11 protein-coding genes are annotated in these 15,140 nt (G+C 50.1%); 1 reads left to right on the forward strand and 10 read right to left on the reverse strand.

Going from position 1 to position 15,140, the window contains the following annotated elements:
- Positions 1-44: 44 nt before the first annotated feature.
- The 3 genes from ACJJIS_RS03000 to ACJJIS_RS03010 all read right to left on the reverse strand — a co-directional run bounded on the left by ACJJIS_RS03000 (position 45) and on the right by ACJJIS_RS03010 (position 1,950).
- Entirely contained in the window at positions 45-770 is a 726-nt protein-coding gene (locus ACJJIS_RS03000) for a dienelactone hydrolase family protein (RefSeq protein ID WP_475709445.1), read from the reverse strand.
- An 80-nt stretch (positions 771-850) separates the two neighbouring features.
- The gene (locus ACJJIS_RS03005; RefSeq protein WP_475709446.1) at positions 851-1,264 is read right to left on the reverse strand and encodes a VOC family protein; all 414 of its coding nucleotides are present in this window, start codon (positions 1,262-1,264) and stop codon (positions 851-853) included.
- 83 nt (positions 1,265-1,347) lie between these two features.
- Entirely contained in the window at positions 1,348-1,950 is a 603-nt protein-coding gene (locus tag ACJJIS_RS03010) for a LysE family translocator (RefSeq protein WP_475709447.1), read from the reverse strand.
- A 375-nt stretch (positions 1,951-2,325) separates the two neighbouring features.
- Here ACJJIS_RS03010 and ACJJIS_RS03015 point away from each other — a divergent pair, with 375 nt between their 5' ends.
- Positions 2,326-3,285 (forward strand): LysR family transcriptional regulator, encoded by a 960-nt coding sequence (locus ACJJIS_RS03015; protein WP_475709448.1) that lies wholly within the window; start codon positions 2,326-2,328, stop codon positions 3,283-3,285.
- 68 nt (positions 3,286-3,353) lie between these two features.
- Here ACJJIS_RS03015 and ACJJIS_RS03020 read toward each other — a convergent pair whose 3' ends face one another.
- From ACJJIS_RS03020 to ACJJIS_RS03050, 7 genes are all read right to left on the reverse strand, one after another.
- Complete coding sequence (locus ACJJIS_RS03020) at positions 3,354-6,116, reverse strand: nitrate reductase (RefSeq protein ID WP_475709449.1); 2,763 nt, start codon at positions 6,114-6,116, stop codon at positions 3,354-3,356.
- Entirely contained in the window at positions 6,116-6,562 is a 447-nt protein-coding gene (nirD, locus tag ACJJIS_RS03025; RefSeq protein ID WP_282931350.1) for a nitrite reductase small subunit NirD, read from the reverse strand. Before nirD ends, ACJJIS_RS03020 begins: the two co-directional genes overlap by 1 nt.
- A gap of 87 nt (positions 6,563-6,649) precedes the next feature.
- Positions 6,650-9,187, reverse strand: coding sequence for a nitrite reductase large subunit NirB (gene nirB, locus ACJJIS_RS03030; RefSeq protein WP_475709450.1), 2,538 nt, complete (start codon positions 9,185-9,187; stop codon positions 6,650-6,652).
- 270 nt (positions 9,188-9,457) lie between these two features.
- On the reverse strand, positions 9,458-11,239 hold the full coding sequence (locus ACJJIS_RS03035; RefSeq protein ID WP_475709451.1) for a bifunctional protein-serine/threonine kinase/phosphatase: 1,782 nt from the start codon (positions 11,237-11,239) through the stop codon (positions 9,458-9,460).
- Entirely contained in the window at positions 11,229-12,692 is a 1,464-nt protein-coding gene (locus ACJJIS_RS03040) for a NarK family nitrate/nitrite MFS transporter (RefSeq protein ID WP_444958594.1), read from the reverse strand. The genes ACJJIS_RS03035 and ACJJIS_RS03040 overlap by 11 nt, the downstream gene beginning before the upstream one ends.
- 180 nt (positions 12,693-12,872) lie before the next feature.
- Positions 12,873-13,937 carry a CmpA/NrtA family ABC transporter substrate-binding protein gene (locus tag ACJJIS_RS03045; RefSeq protein WP_475709452.1) on the reverse strand — a complete coding sequence of 355 codons (1,065 nt, stop codon included), beginning with the start codon at positions 13,935-13,937 and terminating at the stop codon, positions 12,873-12,875.
- 7 nt (positions 13,938-13,944) lie between these two features.
- Positions 13,945-14,532: an ANTAR domain-containing response regulator gene (locus tag ACJJIS_RS03050; RefSeq protein ID WP_444934107.1), complete on the reverse strand. Its 588-nt coding sequence runs from the start codon at positions 14,530-14,532 to the stop codon at positions 13,945-13,947.
- Between the last annotated feature and the right edge of the window lie 608 nt (positions 14,533-15,140).

The following is a 15,140-nucleotide window of genomic DNA, read 5'->3' on the forward strand; positions in this document are numbered from 1 at the left end:
TTTTATCGCGCTAAAAGGTTGCTAGCAGTTTTCCGGCGTTCACTTCAGGAGAAAATCTTCTCGTAAAATGCCAGTGTTCCCCGCCAAGCGTCCTCAGCGGCTTCACGGTTATAGGCCAGCGGCAGGCCGAACTTTTCTCCCCGGTCTGTTGCACAGGGGTTGGTAAATCCATGTAGAACCCCCGGGTAACTGACCAGAGTTAATTTGGCTTTGGATTCCTGCATCTCAGTAACAAACTGGCCGACCTGGTCCGGTGGAACCATCACATCGGCGCCGCCGGTGTAGACCTGTATTTCAGCATTAATAGGTTTGTTTTGTGCGGGCGTACTTCTTGCCAGTGCCCCGTGGTAACTGACTACGCCGCGCAAGTCCACGCCGACTCGAGCCATAGCGAGTACGACTCCGCCGCCAAAACAATAGCCCTGTGCTGCGACCTGGTCCGAGTCTGCCTGGGGCCGCTGCTGGAGCAGTGATAATGCTGTGCGGAAGCGCGCTTCAAGGACCACCGGGTCCTTCAGGGCTTCATCCCTGAACTGTTGTGCCTCTTGTGGATCATCGGTCTGTTTGCCTGCGCCAAACATATCCACTGCAAAAGCGAGGTAGCCGCAGTTGGCCAGTTTCTCCGCCTGCTCGCGAACAAAGGCATTGTGCCCCCACCATTCGTGTACCAGTAAAACCCCCGGCCGTTTGTCACTGATATTTTCATCCCATGCGAGATATCCGCAAAAAGTATCCCCGTTTACGGTGTAGTCAATTACTTCCGCTTCCATAGTGAGTCGCCTGGCTGATCGAGAAAGAGTCGTTGGGAAACCGGTAAGGGCCCGGCTACTCCGCAAGCGTGGCACAAACTTCAGTTGTTGTCAGTGGGTGGCCCTTTCAGCTCAATCACATTGTCTTCGGGATCTGAGATGTAAATTGACAGGCCAATTCCATCGGCGCCAAAGCGCTCTTCTGCTGGCGAAAACTTTACCTGTTCCTGCGCTAAAAAGGCCTGGATGCTCTCCGGATTAAAGGGTTCAACCCGGAAGCAAAAATGATCCAGGTTCCGCCCTTCCTTTCCTGGTGCTGCTCCCCCTCTCTGGCCTATAGTTTTATCAACTGGCACTAAATCTATCATGCAAGTGCCTGCGCGGAGTTGGTAGAGGCCAATATCGTCCCGTTGGCGCACAATGCTGCATCCAAGAATATTTTGGTAAAAGTCGAGCATGGGTTTTAGGGATTGGACACGCAATACAATATGGTCAATATGGTGGAGCTTAATCATAGGCTGCCCAAGCTTAGTTTTTACTAAGACTAGGTGGACCCCAAGGTAGTTGTCGAGTGAATTAAATGTTAGAGATTTTTTAGTTAATCTGTAAAAGCCTGGCTATAGAGAAGGTAGGTAGCGCAAATAATCAGAAGGCTCCCCATGGATCTGTTAAATATTTTGCGCCGGTATTGACTCTCTAATAATAGGCGAGCCCGATCTCCGGCAATAGCCCAAATACTTAATGAGATGTAGCAAACCAGAAAGTAAATCAGGGTGAATGAGAGTAAATTGCTGTGGTTATCGCTGCTGGAGAAAATAGCCACTCCAGAAAGGCAGGCGATCCAGGCCTTCGGATTGAGCCATTGCAATAAAAACCCCTGGTAAAAGCGTGGTTTCTGTAACTGCTCAATATCCGCATGATTAGTAGGTGCAGCCGCTGTTTGGTAGCCGATAAAGGCCACATAAATTGATCCTGATATCGCAACATATCGTAGTAACTGGGGATAAATTTCTATTGCCTGATAGAGCCCAAGGCCTATAGCTGCAAGTAACAGTGTAAAGCCTATTGTGGCTCCTGATACAAAGGGCAAGGTGCGGATAAATCCATAATTCACCCCAGAGGAAATGATAACCATATTCACCGGCCCCGGTGTAATGGACATAGCCAGGGAAAACCCAAACATAGCAAGAAGTAGTGACATTCGCTGCTCCTAGCAGTTATCAATTGTTTGGAGACTTTAATGGCCTGGTAGGAAAATGATTAGATACTTAAAACTGAAATATATTGTTTATAAAAATTTACTTACTAAAAATGGAGAAGGAAAGAATACACTGCACTTGGGACCCTATGAGGCATGGATGCCGATTAGGAGCTTACAGGGATGTATTCACTGCGTGTCTCGAGTGCAGTGTATTCTTTCCTTCCACCCCAGTAGTAAGTATGGAAGAGTGTGCTGCATGAGACTGGGTGCCGATTACGTGCTAACAGCAATATATTCACAGATCTTCGCAAGAGCGGTGTATTCTTTCCTGCTGACCCAGAAGTATCTTTAGAGAATTCATAGGGAGTTGCTATTGTGCTAAAGGATATTCGCTATTTACTGGTGTTTGCCAAGGTTGTGGAAAGCGGCTCTTTTAGAGGCGCTTCTTCGGAACTGGATATTTCTGTCGCCAGCGTTAGTTCCTATGTGGCGAGGTTGGAGGAAAGTCTTGGCGTTGCGCTCTTGTATCGCAATACCCGCAAGTTGTCCCTGACCGAAGATGGGGAAAAGATTTATAAAACGGCACAGAATATATTGGATTTGTACGCCGATGGTCTCGGAGAATACAAAGCGCGAGAGGAATGCAGTATCAGTCGGCTTAAAATTGCAATCCCCGCCGTTTTGATCCACAGCCGCTTGCTGAGCAAAATAGTGGGCTTTGTCCGGCGGGATCTGGGTATTCATTTACAACTTCAATGCAGCGACCAGCACGAGGATGTAATTGGCGGTGGTTTTGACTTGGCAATTCGCCTGGGTAATATGCCTGACAGCAATTTGAAAGCGCGTAAGATATTTGAATTAGAGCGGGTGTTAATTGCCAGTGGCGATATGCTGGATCGCTATGGTTTTCCGGGTCATCCTCGCGACCTTGCAGTCTGGCCCTGGATTGGGCTGACAATGCGGCCCAATCACAGGCAATTTCTACATCGGCAGCAGGGCGAATATGAAGTTAGCTACACCCCGGTAGCGACTGTCGACAGCGTTGAAGCGGCTTATCGACTGACGAGCTGCGGCCTGGGACTATCGGCACCACCTCGATTTTTAATAAGCGCACAGGATGATGTACAAGAGTTATTGCCAGACTGGCCGCTTCCGAATTTACCCGCCTATGCAGTTAGGCCTTCAAACGGAGTCTCCGAAGGTCCTATACAGAAACTGATTGATTATTTGGCCGATAGTGATACCCAGCTTGCTGCTTGCCATCCTCGCGATTTAACGCAAAAGCTAGCTGCAGAAGCGGTTGATTGTCCCGGAAGGTTCTCAATAGCTCGGTAGAGGCCTCTGCCGTCAAGGTTGGTCACTTGCGGGCAGAGGTTCTTTTATTCATGGGGGAATTTAAAACCTTACTGCGGAATAAATTCCTGAACCATATTTATTCGGGCATTACTGCTTATTTCTACCGGATCTTGCTTTACCGGAGTTGACTCCATGGATGTGTCTTCAGAGGCGTTAACTGTGCGAATAATGCTGGAAATTTCTGGTTTGCAGGAACCGCAGCTGGTACCGCAGCCAAGGGTTTCTCCCAGTGCTTCGACGGTGTTAATGCCTTGGGCGATGGCCTCCTCTATCTGTGGCCGGGAAACCTGGAGGCAGGTACAAATCATCTTCACACCGGGCTTTATGGGATGAAGCAGTTGCCCTGGTGATTCAGGCAGGGGAGTGGCCAGGTAGTTTTCCAGGTGCTGTCGGCTGGGTAATTGGTGCCAGTTTCTACCAGAGAAAATCAGCAGCTTTAAGCTATTATCGTAGGCGATCCAGCGCTGACTTTTAGAGGTAACCAATTCCTGCCAGAACAATTGGGGCTGGTCGTTCATTATCTTGGATGCCAGATCCCGCCCGTGGATAAGTTGGTTCGCGGCAATTTCATAGCGAAAGCCATTTTCCAAGGGGACTCGATACCAGTGCAGGATACTGCTGTCGTTGGACTGCTGTAACCAATCCCATACTCTATCGGCAGTCTCTTCGGCACAGATCATTGTGGCAAAGTATTCAGCTGCCAGGGGACTGACATTGACGGGAACCTGTTTGAATTCAGGTTGACCGGAATAGGGATCAATACTGGAGTCCGCCAGGGCACTGGGCTTGGAATCCTGTGAGAAGGTTTCACTCCAGTGAATGGGGGCAAAGATCTCCCCTCTTTTTTGCCCGCCGTTGAGAGCGGCGCGGCCGACCATTTTAGATGAGGCGCTGTTTAACCGAACTAATTCCCCATCTTTAACCTGGAAGCGAGCGGCATCCTTGGGGTTTATTTGTATTTCCGGCAGTTCGCTGTGATCGAGTAATTTTCTTACCCGCCCGGTTCGGGTCATGGTATGCCACTGGTCGCGCATACGGCCGGTATTGAGCCATATAGGATACTCGCCACTGATCTGCTGTTCCGGAGGCTGCGGCGCTATGGGGATAAAGCGAGCACGTTTGTCCGGGGTAAAAAACTGTCCACTGGTGAATAAGCGTTTGCACCCGGCTGGATGCTCCTGGTTGACCGGCCACTGTACCGGGGCCAGTGCATCGTATTCACTGCGATTGATATTGGCGAGTGCGGAGATATCAAAAGCCCTGGAGCCGTGGTTTTCGAAGCCGGAAAGCTGGGCGTGCTCACGAAAAATATCGGCGGGGTGTGAATAATTAAACTGATCTCCATAACCCAGATGTTGGGCCAGTCCGCACAGGGCTTGCCAGTCGTGGCGAGCTTCTCCCGCTGGGGATAAAAATCCACGTTGCCGAGAGATACGTCGTTCTGCATTGGTGACAGTGCCGTTTTTTTCTCCCCAGCCCGTTGCGGGAAGTAGCAAATCGGCACAGCGAGCGGTATCGGTATTGGCAATGCAGTCGGAGACAATAACCAACGGGCATTTCTGTAGTGCGGCTTTGACTCTATCGGCTTCGGGCATACTGACGGCGGGGTTGGTAGCCATAATCCAAATGGCTTTAATTTTTCCGCTTTCTACCGCGCGGAACATATCCACAGCCTTCATTCCCGGCTTGGTAGCAATTTGATCGGAATTCCAGAATCGTGATACCCGGTCAATATCCTGCTCGTTAAACTCCATATGCGCGGCGAGGGTATTGGCAAGTCCGCCCACCTCGCGTCCACCCATCGCGTTGGGTTGGCCGGTAATAGAAAATGGTCCTGCACCAATTTTGCCCACGCGTCCGGTGGCTAAATGGCAGTTTATGATTGCGTTGTTTTTATCAGTGCCGCTGCTGGACTGATTGATTCCCATGGAATAAAAACTAATGGTCTTTTCTGTTGCTGCAAATGCCTGAAAAAATTCCAATAGTTTTTCGATAGATATGCCACAGGTGGCCGCAGTTAATTCTGGTGACCAGTCTTGAGCCGCAGCTAAGGTATCGGCAAATCCCTGTGTATGATTTTTTATGTAGCCGGTATCTAGATAATAGTGCCGGCTGAGAAAACGCAGTAGTCCATTGAATAGTGCCGCATCAGTGCCGGGTTTAATTGCCAGGTGAAGATCTGCCATTTCACTGGTAGCGCTGCCACGGGGGTCGATAACGACAAGCTTTGCAGCACCTGCCTGCATTCGCTGGAATAAGATCGGATGTGTCCAGGCTGCATTGGAACCGATAAGCACGATAAGTTCAGCCTGTTCCAGATCCTCATAGGAACAGGGTACCGCATCGGCACCAAATGCGCGTTTATATCCCACCACCGCAGAGGCCATACAAAGTCGGGAATTGGTATCAATATTGGCAGAGCCAATAAATCCCTTCATTAACTTGTTGGCCACATAGTAGTCTTCGGTGAGAAGCTGACCGGACAGATAAAAAGCTACAGAGTCAGGGCCATGGTCGCGAATTGTCTGCTTAAAGGCATCGGCCATATAAGAGAGCGCAGTATCCCAGTCACAATCTTTTCCGCGCAGGCGAGGGTGCAGGAGACGGCCGTGTTCGCCCAGCGTTTCGCCGAGCGCAGAACCTTTAACGCACAATTTGCCGAAATTTGAAGGGTGCTGGGAATCGCCACTAACAGTAATCGCTGTAGTATTTGCGCGCTCTTCCCTGTTAACCGAAACCCCACAACCGACACCACAATAGGGGCAGGTAGTGCAGGAGCGGTGCGCGCTCAGAAATTCCTGTACTGCCATTACTGTAGCTTATTGTTGCCGATGTAAACCGTGTTCCCACTAAATGCCAGCGGGTAGGTGGCAAGCTTGATATCGCTGTCTTCCATGCAGACTCCATCGCTAAGGCGGAAATGGTTTTTATACATTGGGGAAGCAATGGTTAATTCCCCTTCCAATTCCGCAATAATTCCTCTTGCAATCACACCAGCTTGTGCGATTGGGTCCCAGTTGTCAACGGCATAAAGCTGTTGTTCCTGGTCGGGTAAAAAAAACAGGGCGATGCTTCTTTGATAGACAGTTTTAGTCACTGTATTCAAAGCCTTCGTTGGGTATACGGAGGTATCGCCCCAAAGCGCACATACCCCAGAGTTGGTGACCAAATCTGATCGCTGACAGATTGGAGACCATTGGGGGTGGGTTATGGCAACTGAATTTGAGGGAGTTTCTTGCAGGGCAGCCAGGCTCATAATAATTTCCTCACAATGGATGGAAAGGATTCAAAAGCAATTTATTAATAAAGGTATAACTGGCGGCTTGCGCCGCCGGGAGAAGCTTTAGGCGGATTCGGCTGTTTCCACTAGCTCGTCAGTGGTCGCCGGACGCGGTTGCCCGCGCTCTTTAACGAAAACAATCTTTTCGTCGGTTTCGTTGCTATTAACGAATTGACGGAAGCGCTTGAGTTTTTCCGGATCGTTAATGGCTGTTTTCCATTCGCATTGGTAGGTGTCTACTACCCGGGCCATCTGGGCTTCCAGCTCGGCACAAATCCCCAGCTTGTCATCGATAATGACTTCGCGCAGGTAATCCAGGCCGCCGTCAAGATTTTCCAGCCACACAGATGTGCGCTGTAATTTATCGGCGGTGCGCACATAGAACATCAGGAAACGGTCGATATAGCGGATAAGGGTTTCGTCATCCAGGTCAGTGGCGAACAAATCTGCATGGCGGGGGCGCATGCCGCCGTTGCCACAAACAAATAGATTCCAACCTTTTTCAGTGGCGATAACCCCGACATCTTTGCTTTGAGCCTCAGCGCATTCACGGGTACAGCCGGAGACAGCCATTTTTATTTTGTGTGGAGAGCGCAATCCCTTGTAGCGGTTCTCTACTTGAAGGGCCATTGAAACGCTGTCCTGAACCCCAAAGCGACACCAGGTGCTACCAACACAGGACTTAACCGTGCGCAGGGATTTGCCGTAGGCATGGCCGGTTTCAAATCCGGCATCAATCAGCTCTCGCCAAATTTCCGGTAGCTGCTCCAGGCGCGCGCCAAACAAGTCGATACGCTGGCCGCCAGTAATTTTTGTATAAAGGTCGTAGCGTTTGGCCACTTCGCCGATCACTATTAATTTTTCCGGTGTGATCTCGCCGCCGGGAATACGCGGAACTACAGAATAGCTGCCGTTTTTCTGCATATTCGCCATAAAAGTATCGTTGGTGTCCTGTAAGCCGACATGAGTCTGCTCCAGAATATGTTCATTCCACAGGGAGGCAAATATGGATGCGGCTGCAGGTTTACAAATTTCACAGCCGCGCCCTGAACCGTGTTTGCTTAATAATTCACTAAAGGTTTTTATTTCTTCCACCTGGATAATGTGGAATAACTCCTGGCGGGAGAAGGGGAAGTGCACGCATAAGTGATTGTTCACTTCCATGCCGAGCGCCGCTAGCTCTTCATCGACAATATTTTTCAGTAGCCCAGCACAACCACCGCAGCCTGTAGATGCTTTTGTTGCATCCTTGACATCAGCCAGTGAGTGGCAGCCACCGGCAACGGCGTCGATAATCTGGCCTTTACTTACATTGTGGCAGGAACACACGGTAGCCGACGCGGGAAGTGTAGCAGCACCCAGCCCGGGAGTGGCGCCATCGGTTGCCGGTAAAATTAATTGTTCCGGGTGTTCGGGCAGATCAATATCGTTGAGGTGATATTGCAGCAGGGTATCGTAGTCATCCGTATCTCCTACCATTACCGCGCCCAGGAGCTTTTTTCCCTCGCTATCGGTGATCATACGTTTGTAAACACCGCTCTGCTCGTCTACAAAAGTAATAGCGGCAGCGCCGTTGGTGCGACCATGGGCATCGCCAATAGAACCGACCTGTACGCCCAGGAGTTTCAGCTTGGTGCTCATGTCAGCACCGTTAAAACTTTCCTCTCCACCGGTCAGTTGAGCGACAGCAGTACGCGCCATGCTGTAACCGGGAGCGACCAGGCCAAAAATTTTCTGATCGTAAAGCGCGCATTCGCCGATAGCGAAAATATTCGGGTCTGAAGTACGGCAGTTGCTGTCAATTACGATCCCGCCGCGTTCGCCAATTTCCAGCCCGCTGGATTTTGCCAGTTCATCCTGGGGGCGAATGCCTGCGGAGAAAACAATCATATCGGTAAGCAGTTCTTTATCTCCCTTGAACTGCATACGCAGGCGGCCGTCTACTTCTTCAATCAATTCAGTGGCAGTACTGGTGTGTACCTGAACCCCGAGTGCTTCAATTTTTGATCTTAATAGGGCTGAACCACCTTCATCCAACTGAGTGGCCATAAGGCCTGGGGCGAACTCGACAACGTGGGCTTCAAGTCCCAGGGCTTTAAGGGCATTGGCAGCTTCCAGGCCCAGTAGGCCACCGCCGACAACTACACCACTTTTTGCACTGGCGGCAATCGAGCGAATGGAATCGAGATCTTCCAGGGTTCGATATACAAAGCAGTGCTGGTGTTGGTGTCCGGGTATTGGTGGGACAAATGGGTAGGAGCCAGTGGCGAGTATTAATTGATCGTAAGAGTGGCAGGCTCCACTTGCCGCAGTAATTGTTTTATTGTCCCGATCAATTTGCACCACCTTGTCATTGAGCAGGATATTAAAACCCCACTGCTGATACTGCTCCAGGTCTCCCATGGACAGGTCTTCAGCTGTGCGCCCGGCAAAGTATTCGGAAAGGTGGACCCGGTCATAAGCGGGACGGGGCTCTGCACAGAATATGGTGATATCAAACTGGTTGGCGTATTGATGGTTGGCGAGCTGTTCCAGGAAATGGTGCCCGACCATACCGTTGCCAATCACAATCAGCTTTTGAGGTTTAACATTTGCCTTCATTTACAATCCTGCCGTCTCAATTCGTTTTATCCGGCAGGAAGAGGGCCCGTCTGAAATGGCAAGGGCGTCTCCTCTTCTGCCGAAGAGTACAGGCGCCGTTGCCTCGTAATGGGGGAATAATTTGTTGGTAATTAAATACATTCAATCTCTATGCCAATTTTATTTTTAGTAATAAAGGGGTTTTGGCCTGATTGTCCACAATTTTTGCGACAAAGTGGTGCATTTAATTAATTTTCTGCGCTGTAAATGTGCTTATTCAAATCTTATGTATTAGCGCCAAAAGAAGTAGAGCAGATGAGAGAGCAGTAGAATTAAAGTTAGTAGCTGCCAGACAAGAACCGGATTTCTTTCTAGCAGGGGGCGGCTTTGGGGGGCTTTAAATTCCGGGCTGGGAGATTGCAGATCCTGGATAAATTCTGACAATGCGTTGTAGCGCTTTTTAGGATCAGGAGCACAAGCCTTTTGTAGAGCGCTATCAATCCAGTAGGGAATATCTTTGCGGTGTGCGGATGCGCGAGTAAAGCGCATTTGGTTATAGCTCTTTAAACGGTAGTGGTAGCTACCAAAGCGCTCGGGATAGGGATATTTGCCCGTGAGCAATTCATAAGCAATGATTCCCAGGGAAAAGATGTCTGATCGATGGCTGGCGCTATCCCCAAAAAAGAATTCCGGAGCTGCATAATTCTTACTGCCGGGTGCTGTTTCACCAGATAGATGTAATTGCTCTCTGAGCCCTGGGCCATCGGCACCACCGAGATCAATGATTACCAGGCGCCCGTCGTTGCGCATCATAATATTCTCTGGCTTGAGATCGCCGTGAACGATCTCCAACCGCTGTAAACTTCGCAACGCACTAACCAGTTGTGCCATTAGCTCCCGCACTTGGGGAATTTGAGGTTGTGGATGTAATTGCATCCACTGACGCAAAGTCTGTCCTTCGATATATTCGAGAATATGATAGAGACAGTGCCTTTCAGAAGTCGGAGCAAAAACTTTAATAATTCCTGGGTGGGAGATTCGTCGCCCGGTCCATTCCTCAGCAATAAATCGTTCGATGTAGTGGGGGTCATCGCAGAAATTAACCGAGGGAGTTTTTATCACCCGCAATACTTCGGTATTGAGGTCTCGGGCCAGATAGAGATGGCTGCGGCTGCTGGCATGTAATTCCTGTAAAACAAGAAAGTTGTCGAGCTTTTGGCCTGGGCGCAGGTCAGGTGCGAACGGGAGTTCGCGATTGCGCATAGCCAATTCATCGCACTGGGGCAGCCCTACATAATTTATCCGGCAAGTGACAGCAGTCAGGTTATCGGTAGAGCCCGCTTCCAGAGCAGCATCAATAAGCCCTTGTGGTGTTGAGCTGGAAAAGTTAAGCAATCGCTCAATCATCTCCGTCTCAGGCAGAAAATCGTGAATACCATCGCTACTCACCAGGAAAATATCCCCGGACTGTAATTCCTCACAGCGGTAGTCCACCTCAATATGGGCATCCATTCCCAGGGCGCGACTCAAAAACGTGCGTCCAGGTCCAAGGCTGTGGCTGTGATCGCTACTCAGGCACTCTAATTTCCTGTCGCGGAGCCGGTATATCCGGGAATCGCCGATGTGAACCAGATGTGCGCTGGTGCCTTTGAAAATAACGGCAGAAAAAGTGGTCAACCAACCCCGTTTAATTTCTGCACTGCCGCCACTCTGTCGAAATAGCCAGCTATTGAGCGAGTGCAAAACCCGCGCAACAGCGTGCTTTGTCGACCAGGTTTGCGGGGTGCTGTAATAATCGGAAAAGAATCCATTGATGGCAGCGCGGGCTGCTTCACCGCCGGCTTCTGCATTGGCAACACCGTCGGCTACTGCGGCAAGGCTGCCGTGGCGCTGTAATTCAGCGCCTTCGGGAAGCCTCACTGCGCAGGCGTCGTCATTGTGTTGGCGAAGTCCGGCGCAGGAGGCAGTGAACAGTTGCAGGGCATCTTCTTTATCGCCCTGCGAACTGTCACTGGCAGCGAGCCCGGATTCTTCTGTGCTCGCTGCAGTGGGTAGATCGTTATTAGGCAACATCGATCATGGATACGCTGCCATCGGGGTGTACTTCTGCCATTTGTCCCTCCGGTTCTTCCAGTAGAAGCAGGGCGGCAAAGCCGAGCAATGCGGTAGCGCAGATTACCAGGAAAAAGGCCTGGTAAGACACCATGCTGAGAACGGTGAGATAGAAAACGGCTCCGACATTGCCGTAGGCGCCAGTCATGCCGGCAATCTGCCCGGTTAGGCGGCGTTTGATCAAGGGCACCACTGCGAATACAGCGCCCTCGCCAGCTTGCACAAAGAAGGAACAGGCCATGGCAGCGGCGACCGCCAGGTACAGGGGCCACTCGGCATCGATCATGCTCATAGTGAAGTAACCCAGAGCCAGGCCAGCGGTGAGGATCAGCAGGGTAGGTTTGCGCCCCCAGCGGTCACTAATCAATCCGCCGGCAGGGCGTGACATGAGGTTCATAAAGGCATAGGCGGAGGCCAGCAAGCCAGCTTTTACCGGGTCCAGTGTAAAGGTCTCGGAGAAGAACAGGGGCAGCATGGAAACCACAGCCAATTCGGAACCGAAAGTCGCGAAGTAGAGCAGATTCAAAACTGCTACTTGCTTAAACTTATAGCGGTGTACCGGTGCTGGTGGGTTGCTGAGTACTTCACGGTTAATACTGTAGGTTTTATACGCGTCCAGAAGATACAGTAATACCAGGCCTGCATAGATCAGGTTGGCGGTAAGGTTGGATATTAATGCAACGCCGCTGGATAATTTCCAGGTTAGCAGAGCCAGTGCCGCATACATGGGCACTTTCATCACCAGAAGCAGGAAAAAATCCCCGGGACTGGTGACTTCCATAGCACCAATTTTTTTGGGCTTGAAATAGGTTGACCCCTTGGGCGTATCAGTCACAGAGAAGTAATAAACTACGCTGTAAACCAGTGCGATTGCGCCAGTGAGGCCAATGGCATAGCGCCAGCCGTCGTCACCGCCAAAAAACAGGGCGATGGTGGGTAGGGACATGGCCGCTGCGGCTGAGCCAAAATTTCCCCATCCCCCGTAAATACCCTCTGCGGTACCCAGCTGTCGAGCCGGGAACCATTCGGATACCATGCGGATACCTACAACAAAACCTGCACCAATAAAGCCCAAAAGGAATCGGCCAATGGCTGCCTGCACAAAATTGTCTGCCAGGGCAAAAATAAAGCAAGGCACACTGCCGATTGCCAGTAATAGCGAATAGGTGAGTCTGGGGCCATATTTATCAGTGAGCATCCCGATTACAATGCGTGCGGGTATTGTCAGGGCCACGTTTAAAATAAGTAGGGTTTTGACCTGGTCCGGAGTTAATGAAAGGCTTTTCGCAATTGCCATTAGCAATGGTGCGTGGTTAAACCAGGCAAAGAAAGTGATAAAGAAGGCCACCCAAGTTAGGTGGAGCACTTTTATCTTCCCGCGGAACGAGAATAGATTGAGTGAGTCACTGGACATGCGCATTTCCTTTGTTTGCTAATTCCGCAGGCACAAAAAAAGCCCAAAGCTGCAGCCGCTTGACTGCAGACGATGGACTTCGTTGCCCGTTATATTCGGCGAACAACCGCTTCACCGCGCTGATGCGCCTGAGGGAAGGCAATTGCATCATCGAATTATTTCCATTCAATTAATGTGCCACTATTTTTTTGCGAGCAGGAAATCTACTGTCTGTCGATAGAGGTCTGGACGATAGGCTTCTGCTGCACGGAGCGTCGAACTCCCCAGGTCTGAATACATCTCCAGCAGCTGCCGTGCTTTTTCCTGAGTTGGACGCCCGCAGTCGTTATCAATATGGGCAAACAGGTGCCAGCCGGGATTGGCGAGAATTTCCCGGTCCCGGTGGTAGAGAATCTGGTCATTGAGGGAGCGTTGAATCAGCTCCTCAGGCAGGTTGAGGTATTGCCCCTGGGATAAGAGCTTGGCAGCTTCGGCTCTGTTTGTGCGTGCGGCAAGCCAAGAGCAGGCTTTGAGAAGAGCGGCCCTTAGGGCCAGGTGGGTCGCAGGGTTGGCTTGGTGCCAGCTCTCAGTGACGGTCAGCACTTTTTCCGGCATAGCTGGCAGCAGTGTATTACAAGCCGCAATAACCACGCCGGACCCTTTGTGGGCGGCCAGGGAGTTCCAGGGTTCGCCTACACAATAGCCATCGATAACGCCACTGTGGAGGTTTTCCAGCATTTGTTCAGGCGGTAATACCACCAGTTTTATATCCCGGTCCGGGTCGATATCGGCAGAGCGCAACCAGTATCTTAATTGCAAGCTATGACTGGAGAATGGATAAACCGTAGCGAGTCTGACTGTAGGTGGGTATTTATTGTCGTGCAGGTAGCGCTTTAGCGCCAAGGCGATATCACTTTGTGAGTCACCTTCACAGTAATTTTGCAGACGTTCGAACAATTCTGCGGAAAGGGTAATAGCGTTACCATTGCAGCTGAGAATTAATCCACTTAACAAGCGTTCGTGGCAATTGGGTAGTGCTTGTTCAAGTGTCAGGGGCATAGGAGCGAGCATTGCTGCAGCATCTGCTTTGCGCGCAATTAACTTGTCTCGCAGGGTGGCCCAGCTTGTTTCTTTTTGCAGCTGTACCTTTAATCCATATTCTTGGAAGTAGCCTAGCTCCTTGGCGACAATCAGCGGTGCGCTGTCGGTCAGGCGCAGGTAAAGCAGTTTGATGGTCTTTTTTTCCGGGCACAGAAGGGCTGACATCGGTACTCTAATGCTCTTTCTGAAAATATTGGATTACTTGCTCGGCAACTGTATGGATGGTCGAGTTGCTGTTCATTGCGAGATTGCGCAAGGTCTTATGGGCATCCTCTTCACTGAGGTTCTTCTTGGCCATTAATAGCCCTTTGGCCCGCTCGATCGCTTTTCGCTCTGTGAGTTGCTGCTGGGTGCGCTCGAGAGACTGGCGCAATTGCTGGAAATGTTTAAATTGTGCCATAGCGATTTCTATCGCCGGTGCCACGCGCTCAGGAGTCATTCCCTCGGCCATATAAGCGCTTACTCCGGAGTCGACCGCGCGACTAATAAAGTCTGCGTTTCCGCTACCTGAAAACATAGCCACTGGGGTTGGCGCCTCACGATTGACTATGGCCAGGCTTTCCAGGATATCCCTGTCCGGGGATTCGATGTCTATCAGCACAATATCTGGACGGTATTTTTCCACCTGGAAGAGGAGGCCTTCGGCACTGTTGATCTGGGCGAGAATGCTGTAGCCAGCAGCACGTAATCGCTCACAAACCAATTGGGCGCGCTCGGGATTGTCATCGACCAGCATGATTCCAGGGCTTGGATTAGTCACAATTTACTGCGGCACTCATCTAATAATTTTTATTGGGCTTTACCAACTTTTAATCAATAGTTGTGCCAAATACGCAGAGGTGGGGGAGTGGATGTATGTCTCTAATTCCATGAGGTAAATCTGATGTTACTGCTTTTTCCTGGTGCGACATTCTGCGGATATTGTTTTTTTTGCACAAGTAGGGGGCTAGTACATATTTTTCAGGCAGAAAAGTGTGACTTGGTACTATGGAAGCAAAACCATCTGCACATTTGTGGTTTGCGTGAGTAGACTGTCACATGGCGCGTTATTTTTTATTATACGTGTAATGTGATAGTCGTCTTTATCGACAATATTTAACTAACACGGTGTGTTTGGTGATCTATTTGCGGTTATTAAAAATAGTCAGTTACCCCTAAATTTTTGTTGTTTTTTGTTTGTTTGTAGGTGGTCACTCCACTGTGGGGATTTTCTTGGGTTGAAAATTCATAGTGAATTGAGCGGTAAGGCCATTTAAAAAGGACAACTCCTTATATTTTGGATAAACAAATAGCAATTTAACTTCAGGGAAAAAGGTTTCGAGCGAGACTAATTTTGGCTGATTTCTCTCAGGTCTATATAGCCAATTC

Source organism: Microbulbifer maximicatervae (SeqCode) (genome assembly GCF_056231245.1).

Coding starts and splice junctions, on each gene's coding strand:
- ACJJIS_RS03000 (WP_475709445.1), bottom strand. CDS start 770: ATGGAAGCGGAAGTAATTGACTACACCGTAAACGGGGATACTTTTTGC.
- ACJJIS_RS03005 (WP_475709446.1), bottom strand. CDS start 1,264: ATGATTAAGCTCCACCATATTGACCATATTGTATTGCGTGTCCAATCC.
- ACJJIS_RS03010 (WP_475709447.1), bottom strand. CDS start 1,950: ATGTCACTACTTCTTGCTATGTTTGGGTTTTCCCTGGCTATGTCCATT.
- ACJJIS_RS03020 (WP_475709449.1), bottom strand. CDS start 6,116: ATGGCAGTACAGGAATTTCTGAGCGCGCACCGCTCCTGCACTACCTGC.
- nirD (WP_282931350.1), bottom strand. CDS start 6,562: ATGAGCCTGGCTGCCCTGCAAGAAACTCCCTCAAATTCAGTTGCCATA.
- nirB (WP_475709450.1), bottom strand. CDS start 9,187: ATGAAGGCAAATGTTAAACCTCAAAAGCTGATTGTGATTGGCAACGGT.
- ACJJIS_RS03035 (WP_475709451.1), bottom strand. CDS start 11,239: ATGTTGCCTAATAACGATCTACCCACTGCAGCGAGCACAGAAGAATCC.
- ACJJIS_RS03040 (WP_444958594.1), bottom strand. CDS start 12,692: ATGTCCAGTGACTCACTCAATCTATTCTCGTTCCGCGGGAAGATAAAA.
- ACJJIS_RS03045 (WP_475709452.1), bottom strand. CDS start 13,937: ATGTCAGCCCTTCTGTGCCCGGAAAAAAAGACCATCAAACTGCTTTAC.